Raw genomic sequence first — 16,018 nt, 5'->3', positions numbered from 1 at the left:
GCGTTGACTTTTGGCACGCTGTTGAGTTCTCAAGGAACGGACGCTTCCTTTGTACTCACCCTCTCGGGCTTTCCTCCGGGCGCTTCCCTTCGGTCCTGCTGTCTTGCGTTTCCGACTCTATCAGATCTTTCCGATCCGATTTCCTCGGGGTCTTGCTCGGTACTTCTTTCGCTTTCCGGAATTCCGCTATTCGCAGTTTCCCTTCCGGCGGTCGAAACTCTATCAGTGTTTTCCCGACCTTCTGACCAGGCATCCACGGACATGCGGAAGCTCAGCGAAGTTAAGGTTGACTCGATAGAGGCTGCCGGGCTGATGGACGCTCGGAGGCGTCTCTCTGCCCCAGGCAGGGGTACGACAGTACATGGGGGTCAGGGTGCGGCGCAAATCGTTTGCCGGGCGCCCCTACGTCAGCCAACCGGTACCTCTGGTGCGGAACCGGGACTTTTTATGACTTACGCTTCTGAACAGTACGCCCTGAACAGAACGTCGTCCAGCACAACAGTGACGGCGATCAAGAATCTCCGCCCCCTGGGAGGCTTGCCATGACCAGTGTGTCGTCCCCTCTTGAAGGACGCGCCATCGGGCTCTCCGCCGTTCCTGACCCGGTGTTCTCCGGCGCCATGGTCGGACCCGGCACCGCCATCGACCCCGTTCGTAAGCCTTCCGAGGCCGTCGCCCCCGTGGACGGCATCGTCGTCTCCTTGCACCCGCACGCTTTCGTCGTCGTGGACGACGAAGGGCACGGTGTGCTGACGCACCTGGGCATCGACACCGTCCAGCTCAACGGCGAGGGCTTCGAACTGCTCGTCAACAAGGGCGACACCGTGCAGCGCGGCCAGGCCGTGGTCCGCTGGAACCCCGCCGCGGTCGAGGAGGCGGGCAAGTCGCCGGTGTGCCCGGTCGTCGCGCTCGAGGCCAGCGCCGAGTCGCTGTCGGACGTCATCGAGGATGGTGACGTCGCGGCCGGGGACATTCTCTTCGGCTGGAAGTGACGGACGTCCGTTCGCGGACGCTCGGCAGCAGCACAACCAACGCGGCGGCTCGGGCCGCCGCACTATCGGAGACGGTGAGATGGAGACAACGCTTCGCGGCGTCGGTGTGAGCCACGGTGTGGCCATCGGCGAGGTCCGGCACATGGGGACCGCGGTGCTTGAGCCGCCGGCCAAGCAGATCCCGGCGGAGGAGGCCGAGCGCGAACAGGGGCGCGCCCGGCAGGCCGTCGAGGCTGTCGCGGCCGATCTGATCGCTCGCGGCAATCTGGCCGGTGGTGAGGCGCAGGCGGTTCTCGAGGCGCAGGCCATGATCGCTCAGGACCCGGAGCTGATCGCCGACGTCGACCGCCGCATCACGGTCGGCAGCTCCGCGGAGCGGGGCATCTACGACGCGTTCTCGCACTACCGCGAGCTGCTCGCGGGCGCCGGGGAGTACATGGCGGGGCGGGTCGCGGACCTCGACGATGTGCGGAATCGTATCGTCGCCCGTCTCCTGGGCGTTCCCATGCCCGGCGTGCCGGACAGCGCCAAGCCGTACGTGCTCATCGCCCGTGACCTGGCCCCCGCCGACACCGCTCTGCTCGACCCCGCGCTCGTGCTCGGCTTCGTGACCGAGGAGGGCGGGCCGACCAGCCACAGCGCGATCCTCGCCCGCGCTCTCGGCGTGCCCGCGGTCGTGGCGCTGCCGGGCGCCGGTGAACTGGCGGAGGGCACCGTCGTCGCCGTCGACGGCAGCACGGGTGAGATCTTCGTGGACCCGACCCCGGAGAAGCGGGCCGCCCTCGAGGCGTCCGCCGCCGAGCGCAAGGCGGCGCTGGCCGCTTCGACCGGTCCCGGCGCCACGTCGGACGGGCACAAGGTGCCGCTGCTCGCCAATATCGGCGGTCCGGCGGACGTCCCCGCCGCCGTCGAGGCCGGTGCCGAGGGCGTCGGTCTCTTCCGTACCGAGTTCCTCTTCCTCGACGACAGCAAGCAGGCGCCGTCCGAGGAGAAGCAGGTCGAGGCGTACCGCCAGGTCCTGGAGGCGTTCCCCGAGGGGCGCGTCGTCGTGCGGGTGCTCGACGCCGGTGCCGACAAGCCGCTGGACTTCCTGACCCCGGCCGACGAGCCCAACCCGGCTCTCGGCGTCCGTGGTCTGCGCTCCCTCCTCGACCACCCCGAGGTGCTGCGCACGCAGCTCAGCGCGCTGGCGAAGGCGTCCGAGGGGCTGCCGGTCTACCTTGAGGTCATGGCGCCGATGGTGGCCGACCGCGCCGACGCCAAGGCGTTCGCCGACGCCTGCCGCGCGGCCGGGCTGCGGGCCAAGTTCGGTGCGATGGTCGAGATCCCGTCCGCCGCGCTGCGGGCCCGCTCGGTGCTCCAGGAGGTCGAGTTCCTTTCGCTCGGCACCAATGACCTCGCCCAGTACACCTTCGCGGCCGACCGTCAGGTCGGTGCCGTGTCGCGGCTGCAGGACCCGTGGCAGCCCGCGCTGCTCGACCTGGTCGCGCTGTCCGCCGAGGCGGCGAAGGCCGAGGGCAAGAGCTGCGGCGTCTGCGGTGAGGCCGCGTCCGACCCGCTCCTCGCCTGTGTGCTGACCGGTCTGGGTGTCACCTCCCTCTCCATGGGTGCCGCCTCGCTCCCGTACGTGCGCGCGACGCTCGCCAAGCACACGCTGGCGCAGTGCGAGCGGGCGGCCGCTGCCGCGCGCGCCGCGGACTCCGCCGACGAGGCGCGTGCCGCCGCCCAGGCCGTGCTGTCCGGCGAGTAGCCGACGAACGGCAGGCCCGGTCCGGGCTGTTCCGAGGGCGCTTCACCTGCGGGTGGGGCGCCCTCGGCGCTTTCTGGGACCTGATCGTCTCCCCCCGTCGTTCAGTGGCAGTGGCGGCTTTCCGGGACGGGGTCGTCCACTGGGGGCGCGGTGCAGTACTCGACGCCCGGTTCGGGGGCGGTCAGCTCGCCGGAGGCCGCGTCGGTGCAGTACGCGTCGAAGACCTGGGCTGCGGTCAGTTGTCGCAGGCGTTTGCCCTTGAGGCGCCAGCCGTAGACGCGGTCGCTGTGGTGTGTGGTGGTGCGGACGACCAGCGCGCAGGGGCTGTCGGTGACGAGGGCGAGCGCCAGCACGGTCGTCAGCTCCATCGCCGAGGTCTCGTCCAGACGGACGGTGTCGGGTGTCCTGGCGTCGATGTGCAGGACCGCGAGCAGCATCTGTTGTCCGGTGGGGACGCTGCACACCCAGTGGTGGAGGCCTTCGCCGATGGTGTCGATGGCTCGCGCCACCAGGTACGAGGCGCGGGCGAAGGCGCTTCGGCCGATGTCCTCCCCGCAGGCCGGGCAGGATCCGGTGCGGGCGAGGACGGAGGAGGCGTACTCCCAGGTCGCCTGGCGCACGGCTTCCTCGACGAGGCGCGGGACGAGGTCGGCGAGGGGTTGTCCCTCGTACGGGAGCGAGGGCCCGGTGGACGCGAGTTCGGCGGTGAAGCGGGTGCGGCTGGCCGGGGTGTCCGGTTCGAGGCCCGCGTCCGCGCAGAAGTCGGCGTACTCGTCGGGGTCGAAGAGGGCGACGGTGGTGTGGCCGCCCGCGGCGGCCAGGGATTTGAGCAGGGACTCGACCTGGCGCAGGTAGGCCGTGTGGTCGTCGAAGGTGAAGCTGCGGTAGCGCCGCATCCGCGTGAAGTCGTGCTCGTCGGCCAGGAGGCCGATGGTGCCCGCGATCTCGCGGCGCAGGACGGTCCGCGTGCTGGTCGTCCGGCCGTGCTGTGTGTCCGTCATGATTCCCCCTGAGTACGCTCGTCGATCAATGCTCACTCAGAGTAATCGGCGGCACTGACAACAGCCCTGGGGCGGGCCTCGCCCGGCCGGACGCCGGGTGCCCGTCAGGTTCGCCGGCGGGCGATCTCCTCGTAGAAGCGCAACAGTTCGAGGTTGTCGATGGAGCCGGGGTTGACCGCCTTCTCCAGCGGGGTGCCCTGGAGCAGGCGCTTGACCGGGACCTCGATGCGTTTGCCGGTGAGGGTGTGCGGGACGCCGGGGGCCTCGATGATCTCGTCGGGGACGTGGCGCGGGGAGAGCTGTTCGCGGATGACCTGCTTGATGCGGGCGCGCAGGTCGTCGTCGAGGGTCGCGCCGGGGGCGAGATGGACGAAGAGGGGCATCCAGTAGCCGCCGTCGGGCTGTTCGAGGCCGATGACGAGGGACTCGCGGATCTCGGGGAGGCGTTCCACGGCCTCGTAGATGTCGGCGGAGCCCATGCGGACGCCCTGCCGGTTGAGGGTGGAGTCGGAGCGCCCGTGGATGACGACGGAGCCGCGGGAGGTGACGGTGATCCAGTCGCCGTGGCGCCAGGCTCCGGGGTAGGTGTCGAAGTAGCTGTCGTGGTAGCGGCTGCCGTCGGGGTCGTTCCAGAAGTGGATCGGCATGGACGGCATGGGGTTGGTGACGACGAGTTCGCCGACCTCGTCGATGAGGGGCTTGCCCTCGGGGTCCCAGGCTTGCAGGTCCGTGCCGAGGCTGGGCGCCTGGAGTTCGCCGATGTGGACGGGGAGGGTGGGCACGGCTCCGGCGAAGCAGGAGCAGACGTCGGTGCCGCCGCTGACGGAGGCGATCCACAGGTCGGCGCGGACCTCGTCGTGCAGCCAGCGGAAGCCGTCGGGCGGGAGCGGGGAGCCGGTGGTGGCGACGCACTTCACGCGCGCGAGGTCGTAGTCGCGGGAGGGGTGCACGCCGGCTTTGCGGCAGGCCATGACGTACGCGGCGGAGGTGCCGTACAGGGTCGCCCCGGTGCGTTCGGCGATGGACCACTGGGCACCCGTCTCGGGGTAGCCGGGACTGCCGTCGTACGTGACGATCGTGGTGCCGGTCAGGAGGCCGGAGACGAGGAAGTTCCACATCATCCAGCCGGTGGACGTGTACCAGAAGAACCGGTCGTCGGGGCCGAGGTCGCAGTGCAGGCCGAGCTGCTTGAGGTGCTCGACGAGGATGCCGCCCTGGGACTGGACGATGGCCTTGGGCAGGCCGGTGGTGCCGGAGGAGTAGAGCACCCAGAGCGGGTGGTCGAAGGGCACGTCCTCGTAGACGGGCGCCACGTCGGCGGAGGTGAGGGACGACCATTCGACGGCGCCTTGCGGAGCCTCGGTGCCCAGGAGTGGGATGTGCACCACTGCGCGCAAGGAGGGCAGTTCGGCGCGAAGTTCGGTCACCGTGTCGCGGCGGTCGTGCTCCTTGCCCCCGTAGCGGTAGCCGTCGACGGTGAACAGGACGACGGGCTCGACCTGCTGGAAGCGGTCGAGGACGCTGCGGGCGCCGAAGTCGGGCGCGCACGAGGTCCAGACGGCGCCGACCGCCGCGGTGGCCAGGAGGGCGACGACCGCTTCGGGGATGTTGGGCAAATAGCCGCTGACGCGGTCGCCGGGGCGAACTCCCAGGGCGCGCAGTTCGGCGGCGAGCGAGCCGACCTGCCGGCGCAGCTCCGCCCAGGTGACGGGGCGCAGTTCGTGCGTCTCGTCCGTGTGGAGGATGGCGGGGGTGTCCGCGCGGGCGGGGTCGTCGGCGGTGCGCAGGGCGTGCGCCGCGTAGTTCAGCGTGGCGCCGGGGAACCATTCGGCGCCCGGCATGGCGCGGCTGCCCAGCACGCGCGCGTAGGGCTGCGTGAAGCGCACGTCGAAGAAGTCGGTGACGGCTTTCCAGAAGGTGTCGAGTTCGGTGACCGACCAGCGGTGCAGCGCCTCGTAGCCGCCGTCGGCGGGTGCTCCGTACCGCTCGGCGGCCCACGCCTGGAACCGGGTGATCCGCGCGTCGGCGATCTGCTGCGGTCCGGGCTGCCAGAGCGGCGAGGGGTTCGCTGTGGTCATGGTGCGGCTCCTGGAAGGTACGCGGCGTGTGCGTCGGGTGCGCGCACGGGCTGGGGTGTGCGCGTGACGCGGCTGAGAGGACGATGCCATGTGATCGATTGCGGCACCAGGGTGTCCGCCACACAGTGCGCCGCGTGAGGATGTGCGGTGGCCACGGGTGAACGGGAGTTGAACGCGGCACGCGCGCGCGTCGGCGAGTGGCAGGGTGAGCGGCATGGACGGTGGTGGTCTGGTGCGCTCGGTGAAGGTGTTCTCCCTGCTGGGGACGGTTCAGGGGGTGCGGTCCTTGGGGGCGGCGTGGCGGCGGCGCCGGGCGGGCTCCGCGGGGTTCGCGGGGCGGGGGCCGGAGCGGGCGCGGGTGCCGGGGAGCGTGGTCGGGGCGGAGCCCGCGCCGGGCGGTGGCACGGTGTGCTTCGAACGGTCCCGGCTGGTGATCAGGGTGACGGTGAGCGGTGCCGTGTTCCTGGGGTGGGACGGGGCCGAGCCGACGCCGTCGTACGGCGTGGCGGGGCGGTGTCCCGAGGCGGATGCGCGGGCCGTCCTGGAGCCGGACAAGGACGGTGGCCTGCGGGTGGTGTCCGAGCGGGCGACCGTGGCGGTGTCGCGGCACGGTGCCGTCACGGTGTGCACGCCGGGCGGTGTGCTGTTGCGCCGTGCGCTGCCGCCCCGGTGGTGGGAGCCGGTGGGCGGCGGGGAGGCCCGGTGGGTGCAGCGGTCGGAGGTCGCGGCGGACGCCCGGTTCTTCGGGCTCGGAGGGCGTGCGACGGGGCCGCGGCTGCGGGACGGGACGTACGCCCTGTGGAACGACGACCAGGGTGGCGCGTTCGGCCCGGTCGACGGGCCGTCGCCGGTCACGATGCCGGTGCAACTGGTGGTCGCTGACGCGGGTACGCACCTGGTGTTCCACGACAGCACGTGGGGCGGCACGGTGAAGCTGCGGGAGGGGCGCGAGGGGGCCGGGTCAGGGCATGACCGGCCCGGCACGAGCGAGCTGCGGATGGGCGGGCCCTTGCGGTGCTGGGTGGTGGTGGGCACGCCCGCGCGGGTGCTCCACACCTGGACGCGGCTGACGGGGGCTCCAGCGGTGCCGCCGTCCTGGGCGCTCGGTCACCACTACGCGCGCGGGGATCTGGGCGGGGAGGAGGAGGTGCGCCGGGTCGTCGCCGATCACAGGGAGCGCGGTCTGCCCTTGGCGGCCGTGCATGTGGCGAGTGGTCGTCTTGGGGTGCGGCGAGGTTCTGAGCATTGGCTTGCGGAGGGCGGCGTGCGGCTGGTGGGCGGGGTCATCCCGCAGGTGGAGGCCGTGGGCGGCAATGCGGTGTTCGACGGTGGGCGGGCGATCGACGCCTTTGTGCGCGATGTGCGGGGGCGCCGTGTGCGGGGGCCTGCGGGTTCGAACGGGTCGGTGTACCCGGACTTCACGTCAGCCGGGGTTCGCAAGTGGTGGGGCGGGCTCTACGAGGAAGGGCTGGCGCAGGGCTTCTCGGGGTTCCGGCATGACCTGTGCGAGCCCGCGTCATTGCCTTGTTCCGCCCGGCACGCGCTGGAAGGCCGAGGCGGCGACCATCGCGAGGCGCACAACGTGTACGCCCTGTGCATGGCCCGGGCCGGTGATGAAGGGCTGCGCGAACTGCGCCCGCGGGAACGGCCGTTCCTGGTGTCCCGGGGTGGCTGGGTGGGCTTGCAGCGCTATGGAGGGGTGTGGTGCGGGGGCGGGCCGGCGGGTTGGCCCGGGTTGCGTGCCGCGCTGTCCCTTGTGATCGGGCTGGGTTTGTGCGGAGTGCCGTACGTGGGGTCGGACGCGGGCGGCTCCGACGGTGACCCGTCGCCGGAACTCCTTCTGCGCCGACTCCAACTGGGCGCCTACCTGCCGCTGTTCCGGACGTGTCCCGTGCCGGGGGCGGGGCGGAGGGAGCTGTGGGACTTCGGTGACGAGGTACTCGGCCACGCGCGCGTGGCGCTGCGTGAGCGAGAACGACTGTCGCCGTATTTCGTGTCGCTGGCGTACGTTGCCAGGCGGACGGGTGCACCGTATGTGCGGCCCCTGTGGTGGGGGGCTCCGGAGGACCGTGGGCTGCGGGACTGCGAGGACGCCTTCTTGCTGGGTGACTGTTTGCTGGTGGCTCCTGTGCTGGGGCACGGGGTGCGGCGAAGGAGCGTACGGCTGCCGGAGGGGCGGTGGTACGACACGGCGACAGGCACGGCGTTCGACGGCCCGGGCGAGGTGGCGGTCGACGCTCCCCTGGCACGCATCCCGGTGCTGGCCCGCGCGGGCGCGGTGGTGCCCGTACGGGGTGAGCGGGGCGGGACAGAACTGGAGGTGTGGGCGCCGGAGGCGGGGCGCACGGGTGGGGGCCTGGTGGTGCGGGACGCGGGGGACGGCGACGGGTGGGCGGAGCCGGTGGCCGAGCGGTACCGGGTGCGCCGGGTCGAGGGGCGGGTGGTTGTGGAGGGGGACGGCGACGGTGGGGCGCCGCCGTATGCCGTGCGGGTGCGGGGTTTGTAGGGCGGGGCTCGGCAGGCGTTCGTTGCTCGGGGCGGCACGGCTGGCCGCCCCGGGCGCATGCCGCCTGGCCCATGCGAGCCGCCCCGCCCCGCGCGAGCACTGCGCGGACACCTGCTGGCAGGCCGCCAGGCACCGGGCACGTGCCGCCGAGGGAGACCCCTGGTCGAGCCGGGCCGCCGTACCCCGCGCGAGCACCGCCCGGACACCTGCTGGCAGGCCGCCAGGCCCCGCGCGCGTGCCGCCGAGGGAGGCCCCTGGTCGGGCCGGGCCGCCGCACTCCGCGCGAGCACTACCCGCGCAGGCTCCCAGCCGCACCGGGCCGCCGCGCGGCCTGCGCGAGCGCTACACGCACGGGCTGCTGGCAGGCCGCCAGGCCCCGCACGTGCCGCCGGCAGAGATTCCTGGCCGCACCGGACCGTCGCGACCTGCGCGAGCACTGCCCGCACAGAATCCCGGCAGGCCCCCAAGCCCCGCACGCGTGCCGCAGGGAAATTCCTGGCCGCGCCGGACCCTCGCGCCCTGCGTGAGGGCGCCGCCCACGCAAGCCTCTTGGCAAGCCGCCAGGCCCGCCCGCATACACCGGCCGAAGAGTGCCTCCCGCGCCCCCTTACACAGGCGCCCCTCCCCCACCGCCCCGCACGGTCACAGCGGTCGCGCGTAGCGGCCCTCGAACCAGGCCCTTGCTGCCAGCGTGTGCAAGGGGAAGCCGAGTTCCGTCGGGTGGCGCAGGAGGTGCCAGCCTGTTGTCTCGGTTGTTGCGGTGCTGGTGGGCAGGTCGGCGGTTGGGCGTTCGGGCAGTAGGCCGAAGAGGAGGAGGTGGCCGTCGGGGGCGCTCATGGCGTCGACGAGGCGTACGTCGCGGGCGGCCGCGTCGATGCCGGTCTCTTCCTTCAGCTCACGGACGACGGCATGGCGCCAGTCCTCGCGGTCGTCGATGAAGCCGCCCGGCAGAGCGGCCTCCCCGCGCGCGGGGGCGATGGTGCGGGTGACCACGACCAGCGCCGTGCCGGTCGTGTCGTACACGGGCTGCAGGGCGACGGCGACGGGCAGCGGGTTCCGGTAGGCGACGGTTGCGCATGCCGGGCAGGTACGCGGCCAGCCGTGCACCTCGGCCCCGTAGGCGGCTCCACAGCTCGAACAGTGGGAATCCGGAACGGGGTTGACCAGGGATTGGGTATCTGGGGACACGGCGCGGACTGTATCCGATCACTCGGGCACGGTCTTCCCCGGAGGGGGTGGCTCCTGATAGACGCAAGGGCCATGAACACAACCGTCACCGCTCTTCGCAGGCTCGCCGCCATGGCGGGCGCCGCGCTGCTCGGCGTGGCAGCCGTACCGGCGACCGCGCACGCGACCCCCGAACCGAAGGCTCCGAAGGACTTCGTGGCGCTCAGCGACGTCGATCCCACGATCATCCAGGAGATGCGCTACTTCACGGAGCACGACTTCGTGGGCGAGCCGATCGACGGCTACAAGAAGCCGATGTGCATCCTCACGAGGCCCGCCGCGAAAGCGCTGCACAAGGCGCAGGCCGGGCTCCGCAAGCAGGGGTACTCGCTCAAGGTCTACGACTGCTATCGGCCGCAGCGGGCGGTCGACCACTTCGTGCGGTGGGCGAAGGACCTGGACGATCAGCGGATGAAGGCGGAGTTCTATCCGCGCGTCGACAAGACCCGGCTGTTCGCGGACGGGTACATCGCCGAGAAGTCGGGGCACAGCCGCGGCTCCACCGTCGATCTGACCGTGGTGAAGCTTCCGGCCCGGCCCACGCGCGCGTACGTGCCGGGAGAGCCGCTCACGCCCTGTTACGGGCCGAAGAAGGAGCGGTTCCCCGACAACTCCGTGGACATGGGCACCGGGTTCGACTGCTTCGACACGCTCGCGCACACGGACGATCCGCGCATCAAGGGCGTGCAGCGGGCCAACCGGGACCTGCTGCGGAACGCCCTCTCGGGCCAGGGGTTCGTGAACCTTCCTGAGGAGTGGTGGCACTACACCTACAAGCCCGAGCTGTACCCCGACACCTACTTCGACTTCCCGGTCGCCCGGCGGTCGCTGACAGGGCGGTGAACCGGAGGGCGCGGCCGGAACCACCCCCGTTGGGTCCCGGTCGCGCCCTCACGGGTAGACGGACGCACAGGAGGCGCACATGGTTCTGCGCGACCTCTGACGTCGTTCGAGCGGTCATGGCAGACTTCTGACGATCCGTCAGGTCTATCGTCGTCGTCGGGAGGGGCCGTGGCGCGTACGCGTACGCCTGTCGTCGCCAGGTGGTTCACGGGGGAAGGGCGCGACTTCCGTCTGCTGGGCACGCGGTGCTCGGCGTGCGCGTCGGTGTTCTTCCCGCGCGAGGACACGGCGTGCCGCAACCCCGGGTGCGCGGGTGGCGAGTTGGTCGAGGTGCCGTTGTCGCGGCGGGGGCGGGTGTGGTCGTACACCGACGCGCGGTACCGCCCACCGGAACCGTACGTCTCGGACCGGGAACTTCCGTGGACGCCCTACACGTTGATCGCTGTGGAGCTTGCGGCAGAGCGACTCGTGGTGCTCGGGCAGGGGGCTCCAGGGGTATCCGTGACCGATCTGGCGGTCGGCATGGAGGTGGAGCTCGTACCGGGTGTGCTCAGCGAGGAGGGGGACGAGGAGACGGGGACGGCGTTCACGACGTGGCACTGGCGGCCGGCGGGAGCGGCGGAACGGCGAGAGGCCGCGAAGGGGCGAGAGGTTGCGGAGGGGCGAGGCGTTGTCCGGGGACGGGGGGTCCTGCGGTGACCGGGGACGTGGCGGTGCTGGGTGCGGGGATGCACCCCTGGGGCAAATGGGGGCGCGGTTTCGTCGAGTACGGGGTCAAGGCGGCGCGGGCCGCTCTCGCCGACGCGGGGGTGGAGTGGCGGGACGTGGGCGCGGTGGTCGGCGCGGACACCGTGCGCGGCGGGTATCCGGGGTATGTGGCGGGGGCGACGTTCGTGAAGGCGCTCGGCTGGCAGGGCGCCCGGGTCACCAGCGTGTACGCGGCGTGCGCCTCGGGGGCGCAGGCGGTCGACGCGGCGCGGGCGCGGATCCTCGCAGGGCTCGCCGACGTCGTCCTCGTGGTGGGGGCGGACGCCGCGCCCAAGGGCTTCTTCCGTCCGGCGGGCGGGGAGCGGCCCGATGATCCGGACTGGTTGCGGTTCCGGGTCCTGGGGGCGACGAACCCGGCGTATTTCGGGCTGCACGCGCGGCGCCGCATGGCCGTGCACGGGGACACCCTGGAGGACTTCGCGCAGGTCAAGGTGAAGAACGCGGCGTGCGGGGCGCTCAATCCGAACGCCCGGTACCGCACGGCCGTGACGGCCGAGGAGGTCGCCGGGTCCGCTGTCGTGGCCGATCCACTGCGCCTGCTCGACATATGCGCGACCTCGGACGGGGGCGCGGCGCTGGTGCTGTCGAGCATGGAGTTCGCGCACCGGCACGGGGTCACGGCCCCTGTCCGGGTCCGTGCGGTCTCCACGGTGACGCCGACGTACCCGGTCACGGTGCTCGATCTCCCGGACATCGCGACGGACTCGGCCGCGGGGGCCGAGCCGGAGGGGCCGGGCTTCCGGGCCTCGATCGCGCGCGCCGCCTACGAGGAGGCGGGGCTCGGGCCGCGGGACCTGTCGCTCGCCGAGGTCTACGACCTGTCCACGGCGCTCGAACTGCAGTGGTACGAGGATCTCGGGCTGTGCGGTGAGGGCGAGGGGGCCAAGCTGCTCCGCGAGGGCGCGACGACGCCCGGCGGTCGCATACCGGTGAACGTCAGCGGCGGTCTGGCCTCCTTCGGGGAGGCGGTTCCGGCGCAGGCGATCGCGCAGGTTTGTGAGTTGACGTGGCAGTTGCGGGGGGAGGCGGGGGCGCGGCAGGTGGTGGGGGCGCGGGCCGGGATCACCGCGAACCAGGGGTTGTTCGGGCACGGCTCCGCGGTCGTCGTCGTGCGCTGAGCGAGCCGGGCGCGCCGCCCGCGCGGTGTGCCGGGTGCGCCCAAGTACCGTACATATGAGGCCACTTGAGCCACGCGGCTCCTCCGGTCAACCGTTGCCGTCCGCGACCTTGACGCTCCAGTACGGCCGGTGAACACTTCCGGTGTCAGTCGGCATCGCCGCATGTCGGCCCATCGTTCCTGGGCCACTCCCCCACGATCGGCGGCAGTGCGGGCACGCTCGTCACGGACGCCGGGCGGGGCGCGGGACGCTCCGCCGCCGGCCGAAGTCGCCGGAACCAGCCATGGGATACGCACCCTGCACGGAGGACCGGGGCGATGCCCCGGGCGAGGGCCTAGGAGCCGCCATGAGCAATGGAGACATCTTCGTAGGCGAGGTCATCGGCACCGCCATCCTGATCCTGTTCGGCGCGGGCGTGTGCGCCGCCGTCACCCTCAAGTACTCCAAGGCGAAGGCGTCCGGGTGGGTCGTCATCGCGTTCGGCTGGGGCTTCGGTGTCCTCGCGGGGGCGTACACGGCCGCGCCGCTCTCGGGCGGGCAGCTCAACCCCGCCGTCACGCTCGGCATCGCCGTGGACACCGGCAAGTGGGACAAGGTCTGGGTCTATCTGTGCGGCCAGATGGTCGGGGCGATGCTGGGTGCCGTCCTCGCGTACCTGGTGTACCTGGCGCAGTTCAACGCCAATGTGAGCACCGGCGCGAAGACGGAAGGGGCCGATGCGGAGGTGTCGGCGGAGGAGGGCGGTCCGGTGCCCACCCTCGGGATCTTCTCCACGATCCCCGAGATCAGGAACCCGGTCGCGAACCTCATCACGGAGATCATCGCGACGATCGGCCTGGTCCTGCCCATCCTCGCGTTCGGTCTGACCAAGGGGCTGGGCGAGTCCGGCATGACGGTGCTGCTCGTGTCGCTGGTCGTCGTCGGCATCGGCCTGTCGCTCGGCGGGCCCACGGGCTACGCGATCAATCCGGCCCGTGACCTGGGGCCGCGCATCGTCCACCAGTTCCTGCCCATTCCCAACAAGGGCACGTCCGACTGGGGTTACGCCTTCGTCCCGGTGGTCGGACCGCTCGTCGGCGGGGTGCTGGCGGGGCTCATCTACAACGCAGCGTTCTGAGCACGTCACCACTCGTCCGCACGCCGTCTTCTCACGAAGGGGTAGCCATGCCCGAAAACTCCGTGAAGTACGTCGCCGCCATCGACCAGGGCACCACGTCCAGCCGTTGCATCATCTTCGACCAGGACGGCGGGATCGTCGCCGTCGACCAGCGCGAGCACCGGCAGATCTTCCCCAAGCCGGGCTGGGTGGAGCACGACGCCACCGAGATCTGGTCCAAGGTGCAGGCGGTGGTGGCGGGCGCGATCGCCAAGGCGGGGCTGCGCCCCGACCAGCTCAGCGCGCTCGGCATCACCAATCAGCGCGAGACGACGGTCCTGTGGGACCGGGCGACCGGCAAGCCCGTGCACAACGCGATCGTGTGGCAGGACACGCGGACCTCGGCGCTCTGCAAGGAGCTGGGCGGCACGGACGGCCAGGACCGCTTCCGCGAGCAGACGGGGCTGCCGCTGGCCAGCTACTTCTCCGGACCGAAGGCGGCCTGGCTACTCGACAACGTGCCGGGGCTGCGGGCGCGCGCGGAGCGCGGCGAGATCGCGTTCGGCACGATGGACTCGTGGCTGATCTGGAACCTGACGGGCGGCACCGACGGCGGCGTCCACGTCACGGACGTCACCAATGCCGGGCGCACGATGCTGATGAACCTGGAGACGCTGCAGTGGGACCCGACGATCCTGTCGGCGATGAACGTGCCGCAGGCGCTGCTTCCCGAGATCCGGTCCTCGGCGGAGGTGTACGGCACGGCGGTGGGCCAGCTCTCCGGGGTGCCGGTCGCGTCCGCCCTCGGTGACCAGCAGGCGGCCGTGTTCGGGCAGGCCTGCTACGACACGGGGACGGCCAAGAACACGTACGGGACGGGCAGCTTCCTGCTGCTCAACACGGGGAACCGGCCGGTGCCCTCGAAGAACGGGCTGCTCACCACGATGGGGTACAAGATCGGCTCCGAGGCGCCGGTGTACTGCCTGGAGGGGGCCATCGCGATCACCGGCGCCCTGGTGCAGTGGTTCCGTGACCAGCTCGGCATCATCAGGACCGCCGACGAGATCGAGACGCTGGCGGCGAGCGTCGAGGACAACGGCGGGGCGTACATCGTGCCGGCGTTCTCCGGGCTGTTCGCGCCGTACTGGCGCTCCGACGCGCGCGGTGTCGTGACGGGCCTGACCCGGTACGTCACCAAGGGGCACCTGGCCCGTGCCGTTCTGGAGGCGACGAGCTGGCAGACCCGGGAGGTCGTCGACGCCATGTACCAGGACTCGGGGGTGCGGATCACGACCCTGAAGGTCGACGGCGGCATGACGAAGAACAACCTCCTCATGCAGCACCAGGCGGACGTGCTCGGGGTGCCCGTCATCCGGCCCAGGGTGTCCGAGACGACGTGCCTGGGCGCCGCGTACGCCGCCGGGCTCGCGACCGGTGTGTGGAACGACCTGGACGAGCTGAAGGCGCACTGGCAGCGGGATGCCGAGTGGACCCCGTCGATGGACGAGCGGGCGCGGGAGCGCGAGTACCACAACTGGCGCAAGGCGGTGGAGAAGAGCTTCGGCTGGCACGAGGAGGAAGGCGCCGGACCGGCCTAGACGCGGGCACGGCTGCGGAAGCACGCGCGCGTGGTGACGAAGAACGGGCTACGCGCGCGTGCCGCACCGTACAGTTCAGGTCCGGGCGGGCTGCCGGCGGCGGGCGGCCGCGTGCTCGACGACACGGATCAGGACGTCCTTCACGGAGTCCTTCTCGCGCGCGTCGCACAGGACGACGGGGACGCTGTCCTCCAGGTCGAGCGCCTGCCGCACCGAGTCGGCGGGGTAACGGGCGGCCCCGTCGAAGCAGTTGACGCCGACCACGAAGGGGATGGCGCGCCGCTCGAAGTAGTCGACGGCGGCGAAGCAGTCCTCCAGGCGGCGGGTGTCCGCGAGGACGACCGCGCCGAGCGCCCCGGTGGCCAGCTCGTCCCACAGGAACCAGAAGCGGTCCTGGCCGGGCGTGCCGAACAGGTACAGGACGAGGTTCTCGCGGAGCGTGATGCGGCCGAAGTCCATGGCCACCGTGGTGGTGTGCTTGCCCTCCACGCCTTGGGTGTCGTCGACGGGCCGTCCTGCCTCGCTCAGCAGCTCCTCCGTGCGCAAGGGCCTGATCTCGCTGACCGCGCCGACCAGCGTGGTCTTGCCCACGCCGAAGCCGCCGGCCACCAGGATCTTGAGCGTGACGGGCTCGACGGGGCCCCTGCCGCGCTCGGATCGCCCGAAGATCATGGGTTGTCTCTCCTGCCTCACTACTGATGTCGCTGGGTGCGGCGCGCGTCGCCCCAGAGGGTGTTCACAGGGCTCTGAGGCCGTCGATGACGTCCCGCAGGATGCTTTCGTCGGGCAGTTCCGCGGGCGGCACGGGACGGCTGACGTGGACCAGTTCGTCGTCGACGAGGTCGCCGATGAGGACGCGGACCACGCCGACGGGCAGGTCGAGCTCCGCGGCGAGTTCGGCGACCGACTGCGGGGCGTCCTGGCAGAGCCCGACGATGTCGACGTGCTCCGGTGACAGGGTCTGGTCGGCGACCAGGTCGTGGGGGGGGGGGGGCCGGCCCAGGCGGGCGGGCGGGTACTGGGGGGGGGCGTGGCCGGGCG

At 71.6% G+C, this 16,018-nt stretch carries 12 protein-coding genes and 1 pseudogene; 8 read left to right on the top strand and 5 right to left on the bottom strand.

Annotation, left to right across the window (positions count from 1 at the left end; translation table 11 throughout):
• Nucleotides 1-542 precede the first annotated feature (542 nt).
• The gene (locus ABZ877_RS39230) at nucleotides 543-992 is read left to right on the top strand and encodes a PTS glucose transporter subunit IIA (RefSeq protein ID WP_361081345.1); all 450 of its coding nucleotides are present in this window, start codon (nucleotides 543-545) and stop codon (nucleotides 990-992) included.
• 79 nt (nucleotides 993-1,071) lie between these two features.
• Nucleotides 1,072-2,742 carry a phosphoenolpyruvate--protein phosphotransferase gene (gene ptsP / locus ABZ877_RS39225; protein ID WP_361081343.1) on the top strand — a complete coding sequence of 557 codons (1,671 nt, stop codon included), beginning with the start codon at nucleotides 1,072-1,074 and terminating at the stop codon, nucleotides 2,740-2,742.
• A 101-nt stretch (nucleotides 2,743-2,843) separates the two neighbouring features.
• Here ptsP and ABZ877_RS39220 read toward each other — a convergent pair whose 3' ends face one another.
• Both ABZ877_RS39220 and ABZ877_RS39215 read right to left on the bottom strand, forming a co-directional pair.
• Nucleotides 2,844-3,743: a hypothetical protein gene (locus ABZ877_RS39220; protein WP_361081340.1), complete on the bottom strand. Its 900-nt coding sequence runs from the start codon at nucleotides 3,741-3,743 to the stop codon at nucleotides 2,844-2,846.
• Nucleotides 3,744-3,847: 104 nt separating this feature from the next.
• Complete coding sequence (locus tag ABZ877_RS39215) at nucleotides 3,848-5,821, bottom strand: acetoacetate--CoA ligase (protein WP_361081338.1); 1,974 nt, start codon at nucleotides 5,819-5,821, stop codon at nucleotides 3,848-3,850.
• Between the two features lie 214 nt (nucleotides 5,822-6,035).
• Here ABZ877_RS39215 and ABZ877_RS39210 point away from each other — a divergent pair, with 214 nt between their 5' ends.
• On the top strand, nucleotides 6,036-8,327 hold the full coding sequence (locus ABZ877_RS39210; RefSeq protein WP_361081335.1) for a glycoside hydrolase family 31 protein: 2,292 nt from the start codon (nucleotides 6,036-6,038) through the stop codon (nucleotides 8,325-8,327).
• A 642-nt stretch (nucleotides 8,328-8,969) separates the two neighbouring features.
• Here ABZ877_RS39210 and ABZ877_RS39205 read toward each other — a convergent pair.
• Entirely contained in the window at nucleotides 8,970-9,515 is a 546-nt protein-coding gene (locus tag ABZ877_RS39205; RefSeq protein WP_361081333.1) for an NUDIX domain-containing protein, read from the bottom strand.
• Between the two features lie 72 nt (nucleotides 9,516-9,587).
• On the opposite strand from ABZ877_RS39205, the gene ABZ877_RS39200 reads away from it, so the two are divergent.
• The 5 genes and pseudogenes from ABZ877_RS39200 (at nucleotide 9,588) to glpK (ending at nucleotide 14,977) form a co-directional block, all read left to right on the top strand.
• Nucleotides 9,588-10,397 (top strand): M15 family metallopeptidase, encoded by an 810-nt coding sequence (locus tag ABZ877_RS39200; protein WP_361081330.1) that lies wholly within the window; start codon nucleotides 9,588-9,590, stop codon nucleotides 10,395-10,397.
• Between the two features lie 168 nt (nucleotides 10,398-10,565).
• Nucleotides 10,566-11,012 (top strand): annotated as a pseudogene (locus tag ABZ877_RS39195) (zinc ribbon domain-containing protein); the annotation flags it as partial.
• Between the two features lie 80 nt (nucleotides 11,013-11,092).
• The gene (locus ABZ877_RS39190) at nucleotides 11,093-12,283 is read left to right on the top strand and encodes a lipid-transfer protein (RefSeq protein WP_361081328.1); all 1,191 of its coding nucleotides are present in this window, start codon (nucleotides 11,093-11,095) and stop codon (nucleotides 12,281-12,283) included.
• A 346-nt stretch (nucleotides 12,284-12,629) separates the two neighbouring features.
• Nucleotides 12,630-13,400, top strand: a complete 771-nt coding sequence (locus tag ABZ877_RS39185; protein WP_361081325.1) for an MIP/aquaporin family protein — start codon at nucleotides 12,630-12,632, stop codon at nucleotides 13,398-13,400.
• 47 nt (nucleotides 13,401-13,447) lie between these two features.
• Entirely contained in the window at nucleotides 13,448-14,977 is a 1,530-nt protein-coding gene (glpK, locus tag ABZ877_RS39180) for a glycerol kinase GlpK (protein ID WP_361081322.1), read from the top strand.
• Between the two features lie 75 nt (nucleotides 14,978-15,052).
• Here glpK and ABZ877_RS39175 read toward each other — a convergent pair whose 3' ends face one another.
• Together ABZ877_RS39175 and ABZ877_RS39170 are read right to left on the bottom strand one after the other, a co-directional pair.
• The gene (locus tag ABZ877_RS39175; protein WP_361081319.1) at nucleotides 15,053-15,649 is read right to left on the bottom strand and encodes an ATP/GTP-binding protein; all 597 of its coding nucleotides are present in this window, start codon (nucleotides 15,647-15,649) and stop codon (nucleotides 15,053-15,055) included.
• A 64-nt stretch (nucleotides 15,650-15,713) separates the two neighbouring features.
• The gene (locus tag ABZ877_RS39170; RefSeq protein ID WP_361081348.1) at nucleotides 15,714-15,980 is read right to left on the bottom strand and encodes a DUF742 domain-containing protein; all 267 of its coding nucleotides are present in this window, start codon (nucleotides 15,978-15,980) and stop codon (nucleotides 15,714-15,716) included.
• Nucleotides 15,981-16,018 lie beyond the last annotated feature (38 nt).

The organism is Streptomyces sp. NPDC046939, from assembly GCF_040644575.1.
Lineage (GTDB): Bacteria > Actinomycetota > Actinomycetes > Streptomycetales > Streptomycetaceae > Streptomyces.
The sequence above is the reverse complement of the archived record's forward strand: the minus strand, read 5'-3'. Positions and strand labels throughout refer to the sequence as shown.